Origin of the sequence: Pseudomonas inefficax, assembly GCF_900277125.1 — a bacterium.
Lineage (GTDB): Bacteria > Pseudomonadota > Gammaproteobacteria > Pseudomonadales > Pseudomonadaceae > Aquipseudomonas > Aquipseudomonas inefficax.
The window spans coordinates 61232-77108 of record NZ_OPYN01000164.1 but is presented as its reverse complement, the minus strand read 5'-3'; the positions used below and the strand labels follow the sequence as shown (position 1 = coordinate 77108).

General features: G+C 66.3%; 11 protein-coding genes. 1 reads left to right on the top strand and 10 read right to left on the bottom strand.

Translation table 11 applies throughout. The features are described from left to right. Position 1 precedes the first annotated feature (1 nt). Positions 2–760 carry a 5-oxoprolinase subunit PxpA gene (locus JV551A3_RS18760; RefSeq protein WP_112254263.1) on the bottom strand — a complete coding sequence of 253 codons (759 nt, stop codon included), beginning with the start codon at positions 758–760 and terminating at the stop codon, positions 2–4. Between the two features lie 120 nt (positions 761–880). Between JV551A3_RS18760 and JV551A3_RS18755 the strand changes: the two genes are divergently transcribed. Continuing rightward, entirely contained in the window at positions 881–1798 is a 918-nt protein-coding gene (locus JV551A3_RS18755; protein ID WP_112254264.1) for a LysR family transcriptional regulator, read from the top strand. 61 nt (positions 1799–1859) lie between these two features. On the opposite strand, the gene bcsC is transcribed toward JV551A3_RS18755, so the two are convergent. From bcsC to JV551A3_RS18710, 9 genes are read right to left on the bottom strand one after another with little or no spacing between them, the layout of a single operon-like run. Then, the gene (gene bcsC, locus JV551A3_RS18750) at positions 1860–5354 is read right to left on the bottom strand and encodes a cellulose synthase complex outer membrane protein BcsC (RefSeq protein WP_133971675.1); all 3495 of its coding nucleotides are present in this window, start codon (positions 5352–5354) and stop codon (positions 1860–1862) included. Further along, positions 5342–6457: a cellulose synthase complex periplasmic endoglucanase BcsZ gene (gene bcsZ, locus JV551A3_RS18745; protein WP_133971673.1), complete on the bottom strand. Its 1116-nt coding sequence runs from the start codon at positions 6455–6457 to the stop codon at positions 5342–5344. Before bcsZ ends, bcsC begins: the two co-directional genes overlap by 13 nt. Next, the gene (gene bcsB, locus JV551A3_RS18740; RefSeq protein ID WP_133971671.1) at positions 6457–8739 is read right to left on the bottom strand and encodes a cellulose biosynthesis cyclic di-GMP-binding regulatory protein BcsB; all 2283 of its coding nucleotides are present in this window, start codon (positions 8737–8739) and stop codon (positions 6457–6459) included. Before bcsB ends, bcsZ begins: the two co-directional genes overlap by 1 nt. Next, complete coding sequence (gene bcsA / locus JV551A3_RS18735) at positions 8736–11345, bottom strand: UDP-forming cellulose synthase catalytic subunit (RefSeq protein ID WP_133971669.1); 2610 nt, start codon at positions 11343–11345, stop codon at positions 8736–8738. The genes bcsB and bcsA overlap by 4 nt, the downstream gene beginning before the upstream one ends. Then, positions 11342–12049, bottom strand: coding sequence for a cellulose biosynthesis protein BcsQ (bcsQ, locus tag JV551A3_RS18730; protein WP_133971667.1), 708 nt, complete (start codon positions 12047–12049; stop codon positions 11342–11344). The genes bcsA and bcsQ overlap by 4 nt, the downstream gene beginning before the upstream one ends. After that, a complete protein-coding gene (gene bcsR, locus JV551A3_RS18725) occupies positions 12046–12264 on the bottom strand; it encodes a cellulose biosynthesis protein BcsR (protein ID WP_133971665.1) in 219 nt (72 codons plus the stop codon). Before bcsR ends, bcsQ begins: the two co-directional genes overlap by 4 nt. Continuing rightward, entirely contained in the window at positions 12261–13877 is a 1617-nt protein-coding gene (bcsG, locus tag JV551A3_RS18720) for a cellulose biosynthesis protein BcsG (RefSeq protein ID WP_133971663.1), read from the bottom strand. The genes bcsR and bcsG overlap by 4 nt, the downstream gene beginning before the upstream one ends. Continuing rightward, the gene (gene bcsF / locus JV551A3_RS18715; RefSeq protein ID WP_133971661.1) at positions 13870–14055 is read right to left on the bottom strand and encodes a cellulose biosynthesis protein BcsF; all 186 of its coding nucleotides are present in this window, start codon (positions 14053–14055) and stop codon (positions 13870–13872) included. Before bcsF ends, bcsG begins: the two co-directional genes overlap by 8 nt. Then, positions 14052–15542 carry a BcsE family c-di-GMP-binding protein gene (locus JV551A3_RS18710; protein WP_133971659.1) on the bottom strand — a complete coding sequence of 497 codons (1491 nt, stop codon included), beginning with the start codon at positions 15540–15542 and terminating at the stop codon, positions 14052–14054. Before JV551A3_RS18710 ends, bcsF begins: the two co-directional genes overlap by 4 nt. Positions 15543–15877: the final 335 nt, after the last annotated feature.

The following is a 15877-nucleotide window of genomic DNA, read 5'->3' as shown; positions in this document are numbered from 1 at the left end:
TTCAGCGTGGTGCTCGCACCACGATGCCGGCAGCGTCCAGCGCCATGCGCGTGGCCTCGACCAGGTCGAGCGCCCCTGGGGTATCGCTGTGCAGGCAGATGGAGTCGAATTCGATGGCCAGGTCCTGCCCCTCGACCGTGCGCACCACGCCTTGCTGGCAAGCCCGCAACACCCGTTCAGCGACCGCCTTGGGCTCATGGCCCCGCACATTTCGGGTGAACACGATCGAACCGCTCAGGTCGTATTCGCGGTCGGCGTAGAACTCACGAATTACCGGCTGGCCAAGGTCCTGGGCAATGCGGCAGATCACCGAACCCGGCATGCAGTACAACAGCAGCTCAGGCTCGATCACCCGCAGGTTTTCCACTAGCAGCCGTGCAGCTTCTTCGTCACGTGCCAGATGCATGTACAGGGCACCGTGCGGTTTGATGTGCTGCAGGCGCACGCCCTGGGCGCGGGCAATTTCACGCAGCGCGCCGAGCTGGTAGAGCATGTCGTCGACCAGTTCCTGGGCCGGGGCATTGATGTGCCGGCGGCCGAAACCGACCAGGTCGCGAAACCCAGGGTGCGCCCCCACTGCGACGCCCAGGGCCTTGGCCCGCTCAACGGTGCGGCGCATGGTGCCGGGGTCACCAGCGTGAAAGCCGGTGGCGATGTTGGCCGTGCTGATGTAGCCCATCAGCTCGTTGTCGACGCCGTCGCCAATGGTCCACGGGCCGAACCCCTCACCCATGTCCGAATTGAAATCCACCACCTGCATGACTGTCTCTCCTGGCGCTTGTGACCACATGCAAGCCACGTTAGATTCTGCGCACCCCCTTGGGAAGATCTATAAACAGATAGGGTGTCTTCTGAAAATCAGATACCCCGGGAGCCTACCGTGTCACTGACCCTGCGCCAGGTCCGCTATTTCGTCGCCACCGCCGAGATCGGCCAGATTTCCCAGGCGGCGATCCACCTGAACATTTCCCAATCTGCGGTCACCACGGCGATCAAGGAGCTGGAGGCGATGCTCGGCATGCTGCTGTTCCAGCGCTCGGCCCAGGGCATGAGCCTGACCGAGGCCGGCCGACACTTCCTGAACCGCGCCTACGTGATCCTGCGCAGCGTGGACGACGCACTGAACAGCCCGCTGCCGGATGTGCGTGCCAGTGGCCTGTTGCGCCTGGCAGCAAGCTACACGGTGATCGGCTACTTCCTGCCCCATCACCTGCAGCGGCTGGAGCACTGGCACCCGGACGTGACTCTGGAGCTGTTCGAGCAGGAGCGCAGCGCCATCGAACAAGGCTTGCTGGAGGGGCGTTTCGACATGGCAGTGGTGCTCACCGCCAACCTCACCCACCCGGACATTGTCTCGGAAACCCTGTTCAACTCTGAACGGCGCCTATGGCTGCCCGGCCACCATCCGTTGTGCGAGCGCTCGGCGGTAAGCCTGGCTGACGTAGCCTGCGAGCCGTTCATCCTGCTGACCGTGGATGAGGCGGAGCAAAGCGCCATGCGCTATTGGGAACAGGCCGGGCAGCGGCCGAAAGTGCGGGTGCGGACCAGTTCGGTGGAGGCCGTGCGCAGCATGGTCGCCAATGGCAGCGGTGTGGCGATCCTGTCGGACCTGGTGCATCGGCCTTGGTCGCTGGAGGGCAAGCGCATCGAGACGGTGACTATCAGCGACCCGGTGACGCCGATGAGCGTTGGCTTGGCCTGGCACCGGGAACGGGCGTTCAGCCCGGCAATGCAGGCTGTGCGCAATTACTTCCATGATGCGTTCCTGGCGCCACAGCAGTTGTCGGCACGGCGCTGACCGTCCGCCTGCAGGCGCGACTCTTCGCGGGTGAATCCGCACACAGCGCCTGCATTCGGAATCAACGCCACTCGCTATAGGGCTCCAGCGGTGTCACCGGCAGCGCCAGGTTGCCCCGCCACGGCTCGAACAGATAGCGCAGGTAGAGCATGCCATGGCTAGGCGCATAGTCATCGCTGTGCTGCCAGTCGAAGCCGCCGCCCAACACCCACTGGTCGCTCAGGCGCCGCTCGAACAGGCCGCGCAGGCGGTAGCCCAGCCCGCTGCTGTCGCTGGCTTCGCCCATCGCATCGATGTTCGAATCGTCGATATCGAATCGATCCATCAACTTGCGGTTGAGGTGCGTGTCCGGATACAGCCGGCTGCGGCCGCTGTGGGCCTGTGACCAACTGACAGAGCCTTCCAGCAGCACCGACCAGTCGTAGTTGCGCCAGGCATAACTGACAGGTACGCCAACCGATGTGTAGCGCTGCGGGCTGTAGTAGCCGCCCTGCCCCAGGCTGTAGCCGCCCAGGTCCTTGTCGTGACGCCAGTGCATCAGCGTAAGGCCAACGCGCACACGCTCATCGGCTTTTTCCACCACGCGGTGGTACCAGCCGGCCATGGCCCGGGTGCGCTGGTTGTCGGCGACGTTCTCGCCATACAGCCAATGGTGCCCGAGGCTGGCCCAGACGCCATTGTCACCGCCCTGATCCCAGCTCAGGCCGAGCGTGGCGCCATTGGCAGTGACCCCGCCCCAGCGCACGCCGGTCCACGGATCACGTGCCCCGGCAAAGGACAACAGCGAGTTGCTCATCGGTCGCCGCGAAGCGGTCAGCGACCAGCCAACCTGGCCAAGGTCACCGTTGAACGTGGCGCCACCCAACCAGTTGTCGATCGTATAGCCCTGAGTGGTGCCCAGGTCGAAGGCCCAGCGGCCGCCCTGCCAGCCAAGCGCCAGCACGCTGCCGTCAGCGGTTTGCGAACCACCCTTGCACTCGCCAACAAACTGGCAGCTGCCGAAATCCCCGGTATAGCGCCCATTGTCGTCTTGCTCGAACGACCCGGCATCCATGCCGATGCGCTCCACCCGCGCAAAGGCGGTACCGTCCTGCCAAGGGGTGTCGACATGCAGCAAGGTCGAGTGGGTACTCAGTTCGGATGTGCCCGGCGTACCGTCGTCCTCGCGCCAACCGTAGTCGTGCATCAGCGTCACATGGGTATTGCGCTGGCGATACAGTGCATCGACATCGCTGCGCAGGCTGCGTGCCAGCCAGTCGTCATCATCCTGCTCACGGCTGGCCAGCGTCAGTGCACGATCGTCCCGTGGCGACACGGCAGCACGCTCGAGCAACTGCGCATCGGCCATGGCTGCGGCGTAAAGGTCCAGCGCCCGTTGCGGGTCATCCTGCGCCACCAGGCGGGCAGCGTCGCGCCGCAATAATGGATCGGGGCGAGGCTGCTGCGCGGCGATCTGGTCGAGCATTGCGGCCGCCTGGTCGTGTTCACCCAAGGCGACCCAGACAGCCGCCAGGCGCCGCTGGGCGTTGCTGTCATCAGCGGCCAGTTGCGGTACCTGCACAGCCAGCATATGCCGGGCCTGGGCCAGGTTGCCTTCGGCCACCGCGCTTTCGATCACGCCAAGGCGCGCCTGGGGTTGCCCAGGTTGCACGGCAAGCACGCGCTGGTAATAACCGCGCGCCTTGCCAGGCTCACCATTGGCCGCCGCCCAGTCAGCCAGCAGCATCAGGTCGTCGGTACTGCCTTCGCCACGCGCCAGGCTGGCCTCGAGCAGGCGGGTCGCTTCAGCCGTGCGGCCTTGCGCCTGCAACTGCTGCGCCGAGGCCAGCGTCATGCGACGGCGGATACGTTGCTCCAATGCATGCATGTCCGCGCTCCAGGTGCCCTGCGGCACCGCACCCAGGCTGTCCAGGGCCAGTGCATCGCGGTCGCTGGACTCCAGGAACAGGCCATGGGCATAGCGGGTAGACGGATCGCCCGGCTGGCGCTGCACGATCCTGGCGAATGCCGCGTCAGCCTCGGCGGTGTGCCCCAGGTGGCGCAGGCTGTTGGCCAACTGGTAGACCAGCCAGGGCTCATCGGGGGCCAAGGCCGTGGCCTGGCTCAGCGCCTGGCTGGCCGCCGCCCAGTCCTCACGCTGCACGGCCTGGTCACCTTGCTGGCGCAGGCGTGCGAGCTCCAGGCTACGGCGCAGGCTGGCGAACTGCGCTTGCTGCCGAGGCGACAGGCTGTCCAGGTACGCCCGCGCCTTGTCGGGCGATTGCGCCTGGTACACACGCACCAGGCCGCGCACGGCACTTTCGTTTTCCGGTGCCATGCGCCGAACCTGCAGGAATTGCCGCTCGGCGGCCGCTGTATCACCCTCGGCCAGCGAAACATCCGCCAGGCCCAGCAAAGCGTATTCCTCCTTCGGGCGCTGCTGGCGTGCCTGCTGGTAGTAGGCACGGGCAGCGCGCATGTCTTTGGCCTGCAGTGCCCGTTCCCCTTTGCTGAGCAGGGCCCAATACTGGCTGGACGACTCCAGGTCCTTCCACTGGCTGATCCAGTAGGTGTCCTGCTCCGTGGCGCTCGCCGCCCGGAACGCCGCATTGGCGTCTTCGTAGCGGCTCTGGCGCATCAGCGCGTAGCCCAGTGCCCCCTGCAGGCTGGCATCATCCGGATACTGGCGCAGCGCCCGGCGCAGTTGTGCTTCGGCTTCAGCGTTGCGGCCCTTGTCGAGCAATGCCAAGCCCCGCTGGCCAGCCTGCCAGGACGGGTCGGCCAGCAATTTGCGCTGTTGTTGCAGGGTCTCGCTGGCCTGTGCCAGCAACGGTGAGGCCGGATAACGCTGGAGAAACGCTTGCCAGGCCGCCGCGCTGGCGGCGCTCACCGCTTGCCCGGACAGGTAGTCGAACTCACGCTGGGCAGCGGCATCCCGTGCGCCAGGGTCGCGCGACAACTGGTCGAGCAAGGCCAAGGCTTCGCGGTCGCGATTTTCGGCGAACAGCCAACCGGCCAAGGTCTGGCGCAGCCCGGCACTGCCCGGGTACTGCTGGTCCAGTTGCTGCAACTGCCTGATTGCCTCGGGGCGCTGGCCTGGAAGGTTGCCGCGCACGCGCCAGTAATCCAGAGCCAATTCCAGGCTTGGCGGTTCGCCAGCGAACAACCGTTCATAGGCCGCCAGCGCCTCTTCATTGCGCCCGGTTACCGCCAGCAGGCGGGCCTGCTGCAACTGCCGAGCGCGCTCCGGCTGCTGCAGCTCGAGCAAGCGCCTGGCCTGGCGGGCCTGCAAGCTGCCAGGCGCGACGGCACTGATCCGCGCACTCAACTGCTCGGCCTCGATACTGTTCTTTTCGCGCAATGCCAGGCTCAGGGCCGCCAGCAACACATCCGGGTTGCGCGGCTCGAGCAATTGCAGCCGCCCCAGTGCATCGCGCACCAGGTCGTCACGATGCAGCGCCTCGCCGCGACGCACCTGGTCCAGCAGCCATTGGCGCTGTTCGCCGGCATCCTTGGGTTGCGCCGTGGCCTGGCAGGTCACGGCCGCCAGCATCAGCATGCCGATCATTCGCTGCATGGCGCGCTCCAGGCCGGCAACAGGCGGCCGTGCAGGTCAAAACGGTAACGGCCCTGGTCCCAGCCTTGGCCGAACAGTGCCAGCACCTGGCTGTAATAGGCCTTGGCTTCGACGGGCTGCTCGCGCAAGCGCTGACGCTGGGCCGCCAGGCCGGCGACGTGCTCCGGCGACGCCGCCAGCAACGGCAGCAATGCCGCAGAAAAACCTGCAGGGCCATGGCCGCTGGCGACACCACTGTGGGCATCCACCTGTTCTGGCGGCAGCCCCTGGCGAGCGGTCAATGTCGCCATCGGGGCATAGTGGGCCACCAGCTCGGCACGCCCCGCCGCGTCCTTGGCCAGCATGCCGACCCACAGGTAGACACGGATGGCGTCGTAGTCACCTTCACTGCCATGTTGCGGATCCGCTGCCAGCTCACCGGCTGGCGTCCACAGCAGCCAGTCCGGGGCAAAGCCCTTTGGCGACGAAGCCAGCCACAAACGCCGCGTGTTGGCCGCCAGTTCGCCCCAGAGCGGGTCGACCAGGCTGAAGCGATCGAACAACTGCAGCGGCAGATAGCTGGGGTTCAAGCGGGCGCCGCGGGCATCCTCGAAGCCGTAGTCCCCAGGCAGCAGCATCACCCCCAGGCCCGGCAGCTTGCGCACGGTCTGCGCGGCGATACGCCACAGCAGGCGCTGGCCCAGCTGCGTGTAGGCCGGCTCGTTCCACAGCCGCCCGGCTTCGAGCAGGCTGTAGGCGATCCACAGGTCGGCATCGCTGGCGTTGTTGGCATCCAGCACCTGCCACTGCTGCTGGCTGTTACGGCCCCACAGCCAGGCGGGCAGATGCCGGGCCAGGTCGCCCTGTGCCAGGTTGTTGCCGGTCCAGCGCAGCAACTGCGCAAAGGCTTGCCGGTCATTGCCCACCAGGGCGAAGAACAGCGCATAACTCTGCCCTTCCGAGGTGGTGATCAGGCGCTCGTCGCTCGGGTCGATGACCCGACCGTCGACACTCACCAGTTCGGCCTTGAAGCTGTCCCAGGCCGGCCATTTGCAAGCCGGTGCGGCACTCGTGATAACGGGCAGGCCCAAGGCGACCAGCCCTGCCAGCAACTGACGCATCATCACCCCGCCTCACCTAGACGGCGCTTGCCTGCCCAGCGCAATGCCCGCCACAACAGGAAGGCGAACAGCACCACGCAAATGGCCGCGATCGCCGCCAGCAGCACCGGGTGCTCGGACAGGTGGAACCACAGCAGCAGCCACCACGGCAGCGCGCCAACAAAATAGTGCTCGCCCACGAACTGGCTGGTGACACCGCTGCTGCGCACCAGCGTCACCGAACCGGCCACCGCATCGAGCTTGCCCACATCGCCGAGCACATCACGCAGCAACGCGTAGTCATTGTCGCTGTTGGCCACCAGGGCGACGACACTGCGCTGCTCGTGGAATGGCGACTTCAGCCCGGTGATGGCGGCAATCGGTGCCTGCGCGCTGACTGCCACACGGTTGCTGGCGGCCACCGGCTCGGTATCGAAACGCTGGCTGCCCGGCAGCCCGGTACTACGGCCCTGCAGCAGCCAGTCCCGCTGGGCACTGAGCAGCAGGCCAAGGTCGGGGGCATCCCCCAGGGCCTCGGGCAGGTTGCCGAGCAGCAGCAAGTCGGCATCGGCCGCTGCGGCCTGCTTCCAGTCATCGATCAGCCGCAGGCCAAGCGCTGGGTAGCCGATCTGCCCGGCCAGCCCACCTACCGCATCGAGCAAGGTGCCCACCTGCATCGCCGTGGGCTTGGCCGGCATGACCACCAGCGTTTCGGAAAGGTCGGCCATGCGGCTGAACGGGAAGCCGCTGCGGGCGAATGCGCGCAGGTCGGGCATGGCGATGTAGTGGTGGTAACCGGACAGGTCGATGGTCGAGTTGTCGTCGATCGCCGCGCGCACATCCACCGGCAACGAGGTCTGGCAACGGTCGCGCTGGCCGCTGCCCAGGGTGCTGGCAAAGCTGAAATCGAAGCGCAAGCGGTTGCGGTCACCGATCTTCAACGCCGGTACCAGCGACTTCTCGGTCAACGCGCTGTTGTCACCGGACAGCACCGCCAGGCGCATTTCCTCGAGCGTACCACCGCGCCGGTCATTGCCCACCAGCGGCATGCTGGTGATGTACTGATCGTTGACGCTGATGCTCAGGCGCGATTCGTCGGTCACTGCCGGGGCCGTGTAGCGGTACAGCGTACGCAGCGGAATGCCCTGGTTGCGCCAGACGAACAGGTCAGGCGGCAGGTTCAGCTCCAGCGTCACCGGCCGCGGTTGCAGGCCACTGACCTGCAGCTGCTCGGGGTAATCGAGCAGCTCGGCGAAACGTACCGGCCGGTCGGTGCGCGTCCAGTTCGGTGCATCGTAGGGCTGGCGCGGTTGCAGTGCCGTCATCTGCTCGACCTTCACCCGGGCACCGCGGAACAGGTTGTTGCCAACCGCCAGCGCCGAGGCGGCCTTGACCAGGTCATCGTCGTTGCGGCCCAGCACCAGCAGCACCTTGCTGAAGCGGTCGTCCGGGTGGTCGATCATCTGCAGTACCGGGCCGTCTACCGGCGGAAATTGCTGCAGGTCGGCAAGGAAGGCCGGGCGACGGTCGTTGCTGGCAAACACGATGCTCGGCGTAGGTTGGTCGCCACGCGCCGGCAGGCTGCCGTACAGCACCGGGAACGTCGCCTTGCGCCAACCGGCCTGGCTGCCGAAGTAGGACGCCAGGATCGCCGCCGCACGCTGCTCGCCCAGGCTCGGCACGCCGCTGAACACTACCGGCAGCGTTACCTTGCCGGTGTCGCGCACATCAAAGAACGGCAGCGGGAAGTACGCCAGGTCGTTGTCCAGGGCCAGGGCCTGTTCGTGCAGCTGCACCTGGCTCTTGCGGTTCAGGTTCAACCACAGGCCGCTGTGCGCAGGGTCTTCGCAGATGTCGGTGTAATGCCCGACGAACTCCAGGCGTACCCGGTTGAAATCGCTGAGCAGCTTCGGGTCCAGCGGCAGCTGGCGGCGCACGCGCTGGCCAAGCTGGTCCTTTTCCACCGGCACCACGCCCATCAGTTCGTCATTGAGGTACACGCGCAGGTGCGACAGGTTCGGCAACAGCGCGGGCGATGGCGTGTAGTCCAGCTGCAGGCTGGCTTCGGTGGCCAGGCGGTCGCGCCGCAGGCCGAATTCGATATGTTCGCTGTTGCGCACGCCCAGCAGCAGGCTGTCGGACGCATGCCCGAGCTGCTCGAAGGTTTTCGCTACCGGCCAGTTCGGTACCGTGGGTACGGCTGGCTCGGCAAGCGGGGCTACAGAGGCGGCAGCGGCGCTCTGCGAAAAGGCAGCAAGCAGCGCCATCGCCAGGCCCCAGGTACGCGCGGGATAACCAGTCATCATGCGTCTCGATCAACAAGGTTCAAGGAAGGGACAGGCCGCGGTGTGCGGGGCCTGTAGCTGGCCAGCCAGTTCGCCAGCGCGTGCAGTGGGCGCAGCCACGCACCCACCCATGGCGGCAAGTGCTCGACCAGCCGCAGGTAACCGACACCGCCCAGCTTCAGCACGTCGACCAGGCTGCGCAGCGGGCGATCGACCTCGTGCTGCTCGTTCCAGCCAAGCCAGGCATCGGCGCGGGCAAAGGTGCAGTGGACCAGGTCGATACGCTGTTGCTGGCTGAGCTCGTGGAACACCAGGCCAACGTGTTGGCCTACAGTGCGGGTGACGCAGGCCTGGAAGGCGAACTCGCGCTGGCCGCGGTCGAGCAGCAGGCGCACCCGCTCCCCCGCTTGCAACTCGAGGCCGCGGTGCAATTGCAAACCGACACCGCCGTCGGAGTAGTCAACCAAGGTACAGGGGAAGGCATGACCGCTGGCCAGCACCAGCCCCGCCGGCAAGCGCATCTGCACCCGGTGGGCCCGGCGCACCTGGCGCACTTCGGCAGCCACGGCGACGGCGGCGCCGATGATCAGCAGGTTGTAGATCACCCACAGCGAGCTGACGATCACCGTGCCGATTTCCGCCGCCGGGCCGGTGAACAGGCGCCACACGGCGAAGCCCAGGCCGGCCACGTTGAGCGCCGCCAGCCACAGGTAGGGTTGGGCGATGCGCCAGTCGAACTGCTCCTGCGCCATCAGGCCACCCTTGGCGGTGACGTTGAACTTGCCCTTCTTCGGCGCGAACAGCGCGACCGTGGTCGGGCGGGCGATGTACCAGGCCAGCACGGTCTCGTAGACCTCGCCCCAGAAGGTCTGCCGGTACTTGCCCTGCATGCGCGAGTTGGTCAGGCTGGCGTGGATCATGTGCGGCAGCACGTACAGCAGGATCATCAGCGCCGGGGCATAGATGATGTAGGCATGCAGCAACAGGAACGCCAGCGGCGCGGTCAGGAACACCAGCCGTGGCAGGCCGGCCAGGAAGTGCAGCATGGCGTTGGCATAGCACACCCGCTGGAACAGGCTCAGCCCCCGGCCGAACAACGGGTTGTCGGTACGGAAGATCTGCACCATGCCCCGGGCCCAGCGAATGCGCTGGCCGATGTGCGCCGACAGGCTCTCGGTGGCCAGGCCGGCCGCCTGCGGAATGCTCAGGTAGGCCGATGACCAACCCTGACGGTGCATGCGCAAGGCGGTATGGGCATCTTCGGTCACGGTTTCGACAGCGAAGCCACCGATGCTCTCCAGCGCGGTACGGCGCAGCACGGCACACGAGCCGCAGAAGAATGCCGCGTTCCACATGTCATTGCCATCCTGGATCAGGCCGTAGAACAGCTCGCCTTCATTGGGGCGACGGCGGAACGAGCCCAGGTTGCGCTCGAACGGGTCGGGCGAGAAGAAATGGTGCGGTGTCTGCACCAGCGCCAGCTTCGGGTCCTTGAGGAACCAGCCCACTGTCATTTGCAGGAAGGAGCGCACCGGCACGTGGTCACAGTCGAAGATGGCGATCAGCTCGCTGTCAGTCACGCCCAGCGCATGGTTGAGGTTGCCGGCCTTGGCGTGCTTGTTGTCTGGCCGCACGATGTAGCCCACCCCCACTTCGTCGGCGAACGCACGGAATGCCTCGCGCCGGCCGTCGTCGAGGATGTAGATGCGCAGGCACTCGCGCGGCCAGTCCAGGCCCAGGGCAGCCAGCACCGTGGTGCGCACCACCGACAAGTCTTCGTTGTAGGTGGGGATCATCAGGTCGACGGTCGGCCAGTGCGCCGGATTTGCCGGCAGGTTCGCCGGCTTGCGCTGCAACGGCCAGCAGGTCTGGATGTAGCCTAGGATCAGCACGAACCACGAATAGGTTTCTGCCGCCAGCAGGACCAACCCGCACACCAGGCCGGTGGTGTCATTCCAGTTCAGGGTCGAGGTGTAGCGCCACCACAGGTAGCGGCAGGAGATGAGGGTCGACAGCACAATCAGCATCAGGGTCGGGAAGCGTCCCGGCATGTGCCGCACCAGCAGGGCGATGCCCAGCAGCAGGCAGATGAACACCAGCTGCGCCAGGTAGCCGAACGGTTCGGTCACGCACAACACGGCCAGGCTGATGGCGCCCAGGGTCAGCACGCTGTAGAAAACCCACCGGGCGAACACGCTCAAGCCGCGCAGGCGTGCCGAAGCTTCCTGCTTGAACGCGCTGGCGCGATAGCGCGCAGGTAACTGCTGCAGGCGGTCGATCAGCACGCTATGGTAGCGGCGCATGACCTGACGCATACCGCGCAGCTGCACACGCACTGCACCCCAGCCACGGCGGGCAAACCCCGGTTCGCGAGGCTGCGGTTGGCGCCGTACCAGCAGCCACAGGCTCTGGATCAGCAAGCGCAGTGGGTCGCCCAGGCTTGGGCGCTTGCCCGCCAGTTGCGGGTACAACCGCTGCCGCTCGGCCAGCAGGGCTTGCCAGGCGGGCGACTCCAGGCGCAGGAACAGGAAGGCCAGCCACACGCCAAGGGTAAACAGCCAGGCGACCGGCTGCCGCGCGCCGCGTGTGCGGAACCAGGCGTAGGCCGACAAAGGGGTCAGGGTCACGACTGGCGCCTCGTCAGGCAGCGCACCGCCAGGCTCTGCACGTCCCGGCAAGCCAGGCTGTGCGGCGCGTAGTGGCCAAGCGGCGCCTTGCACGCCAGGGCCTCGAGGAAGGCCTCGTCGCGGTGCACCACCTGGATCGGCAGGCGATCACGGAACAGGTCGCGCCACACCATCAGCAGGTCGCTCTGCAAGCGGCTGGCGGGGTCGTAGCGGTTGACCAGCAGCAGGTCGTAGCGCTCGACCTGCCGGCGCCCCAGCAGCAGATGGCTGGCCATTTCGGCCTCGGCCACCAACACCCGCACATCGGTCTCGACGCTTTGGCCAGCGGCATCGGCCGGCAGCTGCGGCAGGTCGAACAACAACCAGTCGAAGTGTTCCGCCAGCTCGGCCTGGCGAGCACGCCAGGCTTCAGCGTCGGGCAACGGCGGCCGCGTGCAGGCAGGCAGATTGCCGAACGGTATCAGGCACAGGCCATCGAGCACTTCATACATGGCATCGCTGAAGGGGCGCCCTTCCCGCTCGGCAAGCGCCCAGCCCTCGCGCGTGTCGAGGGGCAGGTTGAAATGCAGGCCGAGCAGGTTGCTTGGGCACAGGTCGACCAGCAGCACCCGCTCACCTACGCCCTGCAACGCATGCCCCAGCGCGGCCAGCAAGGCACTGCGCCCCAGGCCTCCACGAACCCCGTGCAACGACAGGCTGGTCATGGCGACAGCACCTCGCGCCGCGGCGCCGACATGTACAAGGTACCCTGGGCGCTGCTTCGGCAGCTTTCACCCAGCAGCGGCCAACGCTGCAAGGCCTGCTGGACACCCACCAGCAACGAGATGTCCTGGTAGTTCAGGTCCGGCATGTCCAGGTGCTGGCGCAACTGGGCGATATCGTCGCTGCGGTCGGCTGGGTCTGCCTTGCCAGTGATCATGGGTGCTCCTTCGGGACAGGCTGCCAGTCGGGCTGGCCTTGCAGGCGCATGTAGGCGCGCCCCTGGTAGTTCAGTACTTGCGCACCTGCGGTTTCCGCGACCTGTTCGGTGGTCGGCAGATCAATCAGCAGGCTGGGCACATCCAGCACCTGCTGCTGGCCCAGGCCCGCATACACGCGCGAGATCAGCTCGGACAGCGCCAGGTAGCTGGTGGGTGCCGAGACGCGCAGCGGCTCGCTGCGGGCAGGCTGGCCCATGCCGATGAACTTCAGGCCCACCGGCACATGGGTGATCGATGGGGTGGGGATTTCACGCATGCCCGACAACTGCATGCGGTCACCATGCAGCGCAGCGCCATGTTCCGGGACAATGGCCACGACCACGCGACGGCCGCTGCGCTCCAGTTCATCGAGGAAGCTGCCCAGCTCGCCGAACAGCCGGGTGGTGCGGGTGGCGTAGTCGGCCACGCGGGTACCGCCGTCGGCCGTGACGATACGGTTGCCGTCATGCAGGCTGATGCTGTTGTAGAACAGCGACACATGCTCGGCCGGCGCGCCTTTGCGCTGCCCCCACCAGCGGCGCAGCACCTCCAGGTCGCTGGCGATCGGCGAGCCGTCGAAGCCGACCAGTGCCCGCGGGAAGTCGGTGTTGCGCAGGCCGGGTTGAGGCATGTGCTGCTGGGTGATGTCGCCGATGAAGTTGTCGAAGCGGCCGCTGTGGTTGAGCAAGGTGTTGCTCTGAAAGCCCAGCCTGGCCAGGTTCTGGAACAACAGGCACTGCTCCGGGGCGGGCTGGTACAGGCCAGCGTGGGACGACTGCCCGCAGCTGGCACGCAGCACACGGATGGCGGCCGGCCCGCTGTAGGAGGTGGCCGAGTTGAACTGGTCGAAGATCACGTCCAGGCGCGAGAACAACGGGTTGTCACGCAGCCCGACGGCGGACAGGTCATCCCAGGCCAGCGAGCAGATGTTGATCACCAGCAGGTCGAACGGCTGCTCATCGGCCTTCATGGCCGGGAATGCTGTCACCCGTTCACGCTCACTGGCGAAGAACCGCTCGAGCCAGCTGTCGAGCGTGGCATTGTCGGCCACCGCGGTGGCCTGCGCCTGTTCGGTGGTGACAGCCGCGGCGCCAGGCGCCTGGCCCGCATCGCGCCCCAGCGCTGGCAGGCCGCCGACCGCCAGCCACGCCAGCCCCAGCAGGCTCAGAGTACTCAGCCGCAGCCAATGGCGCAGGTACAGGTAACCCACCAGCAACAGCGCCAGCGCGCCCAACAGGTTCCAGTTGATGAAGCGGCCGAGCAGTTCGAGCAGGTAGTCCCACGAGAAATCGAACACCCCCGGCTGCGCCAGCAGGCGGCTGAAGGGAGGCAGCCAGGTGTCCTGGTAGAACAATGCGATACCGACCGGTACGGCCACCAGTTGCCGCGCAACGCGCAGCCACCTGCCTGGCAACGGCACCAGCAGAAACGCGGCGAACAACAGGTTCGGCAGCGCCTGGAAGTCGAGCATGCCAAGGGCGACCAGCATGAACTTGGCCAGGAAATAGAGGTTCCACCCTCCCAGTCCAGGCCAGCGGGCCGGTACCGGGAGGGTGGCGGATGCATTAGTCATTACGGGGTTCCTGGCGTGCAGCGCGGTGGCGTACGCCCAGCGGTTTCAGGTAACGGGGTGGAAGGCGGCGGCGCAACCAGCCGCGCAGCGTGGCGCGCAGGCGCAACAGCAGCAGGGCCAGCGCCAAGGTCACCAGCGCCGTGATGCCGACTATTTGCAGCAGCTGCACGAAGTTCATGCTGTACCCCGCTTGCCCAGGGCGACCCGGCGCGGCGCCAGGGCCGGCCTCGCCTGGGCGGGCAGCTGCGCCGCCGCGTCGAGCCGGGGTGGCTGTGGCACGTTGTCGTCGAGGAAGGCCGGGGTGGCCAGGCTGTCGACACCGGCAAGCACCTCCTGGCTGATGAACAGCTCTTTCCACGACAACTGGAAGATGTGGTCAAGCGCTTGCTCGACGCCTTCGGAGCGGCAGGCGAACAGGAACAGGAACAGCACCTCGCCGACCACGCAGGCGATGTCGCCGTCGCGGCGGAACACCGTGCGCGAGCAGGCTTGCAGCGGGGTCAGCCCAGGGGCCGGGCGCAACACCAGCAACTGGTGGGCGATTTCGCCATTGCGCACCCCGTGCCACATGGTCTGCACGGCTTCGGCGAACGCGCGCGGCGCCACCAGCCCGCAGATGGCCAGCGGCCGCAGGCGTGCGAGCAAGGCATCGAAATCGCTCGGCAGGCGCCGGCGCCACAGGTAACCCTGGATGCTCTCGACCATGGTCAGGAAGCGCGAAAGGCTGGCGCCGAACGGCACGATCTGGCTGGCCCCGCAAGCCAGCAGCAGCTGTTCATCCTGGTAGCGCAGGGTCGGCGCCATCTCGCGCACCACCAGCTTCAGGGCACTGCCACGCAACTGGCGCAAGCGGTGCAACTGGCGCGCCAGGCTATCCAGGCGCTGCCCGCCGTCCATGGCAAAGATGACCGTGGCGGAAACCGCCATGCCAGCTTTGGCACTCAGCTCCTCGAGGCTCTCGCAGACCTGCCAGTGTTCGGAGAAGGCTGGGGCACCTTCCAGTACCGGGCGCTGGGCCAGGTACAACAGCTCGTCGCCACCGGTATCGCTGGGGGCCTGCGGTGCCCCGGCGGCGGCGAAACCCGCTTCAAGCCGCGTCAGTTCAACGTCGCGCGTACCGGTTTTGCCGAGCGGGTTGCTCCAGAAATGCTGCAGGTAGCGCACCCCGCCTTTGCCGCGGTAAACCTGGGCCAGGCCATCGACGCCTTGGTTGAACGCACGCAGGCGCTCCACCAGCCCGGCATTCTGGCCGCTGCTGATGACCAGCAATAGCGCGGCCTCGGCCAACAAGACCGGGCGCAGCGCGTTGCACCAGCTTTCGACGTTGCCGGTACCCCAGACGTCGGCGGGCGCCAGTAGCACCAGCACACGCCCGGCGGCGTCGATACGCGGCAAGTCATCGACCAGGTGCCGGGCGGCTTGCATGCTGGCTTCGTACAGCGCCAGTTCGCCGGGACCCTGCGCGGCATCGAGCGCACCCAGCACCTCGCCGATGGCTTGTGCATCGGCGACCAGGGCTGCCCGAACATGCTCGGGCAGCCCCCCGACCACTTGGCGGCATAGCAGGGTGGCGTCTTCTGCACTGTCACAGGCCAACCAATACAATCCTTGTACATGAAGCTGGCTGCTTTCGGCGCCCAAGCCGGAAATAGCCAACCACGGCATTCCATTCGTCAAAACACTGGCCCTGCAAAAGTAAATTGAAGCGGGTTGAAGGGTAACTTTGACTCATCTGCCGCTGAGCCTTCATGACGCTCGTCAAAAAAACGACGAATCAAGCAAGCAACATAAAAACCCGTCAATTCTACAGCATCAAGGCAAAATGAAATCAAGCGGAAATGTAATAATTTGCAAAGTTTTGTTAACAACAACCGTAGGGGCAGTGTCAGTCAGTTAAGGTTTGCCGGCTTGACCGGGCTGCCTTGCAGCCCAAGCCCGGGCTTAACGACAGCGCGTGCATCGCTGTGGTCATGGCCATCGGCTGGCAAGAATTGATTTTC

Coding starts and splice junctions, on each gene's coding strand:
- bcsB (WP_133971671.1), bottom strand. CDS start 8,739: ATGATGACTGGTTATCCCGCGCGTACCTGGGGCCTGGCGATGGCGCTG.
- bcsR (WP_133971665.1), bottom strand. CDS start 12,264: ATGATCACTGGCAAGGCAGACCCAGCCGACCGCAGCGACGATATCGCC.
- bcsQ (WP_133971667.1), bottom strand. CDS start 12,049: ATGACCAGCCTGTCGTTGCACGGGGTTCGTGGAGGCCTGGGGCGCAGT.
- bcsG (WP_133971663.1), bottom strand. CDS start 13,877: ATGACTAATGCATCCGCCACCCTCCCGGTACCGGCCCGCTGGCCTGGA.
- bcsZ (WP_133971673.1), bottom strand. CDS start 6,457: ATGATGCGTCAGTTGCTGGCAGGGCTGGTCGCCTTGGGCCTGCCCGTT.
- JV551A3_RS18710 (WP_133971659.1), bottom strand. CDS start 15,542: ATGCCGTGGTTGGCTATTTCCGGCTTGGGCGCCGAAAGCAGCCAGCTT.
- bcsF (WP_133971661.1), bottom strand. CDS start 14,055: ATGAACTTCGTGCAGCTGCTGCAAATAGTCGGCATCACGGCGCTGGTG.
- JV551A3_RS18760 (WP_112254263.1), bottom strand. CDS start 760: ATGCAGGTGGTGGATTTCAATTCGGACATGGGTGAGGGGTTCGGCCCG.
- bcsC (WP_133971675.1), bottom strand. CDS start 5,354: ATGCAGCGAATGATCGGCATGCTGATGCTGGCGGCCGTGACCTGCCAG.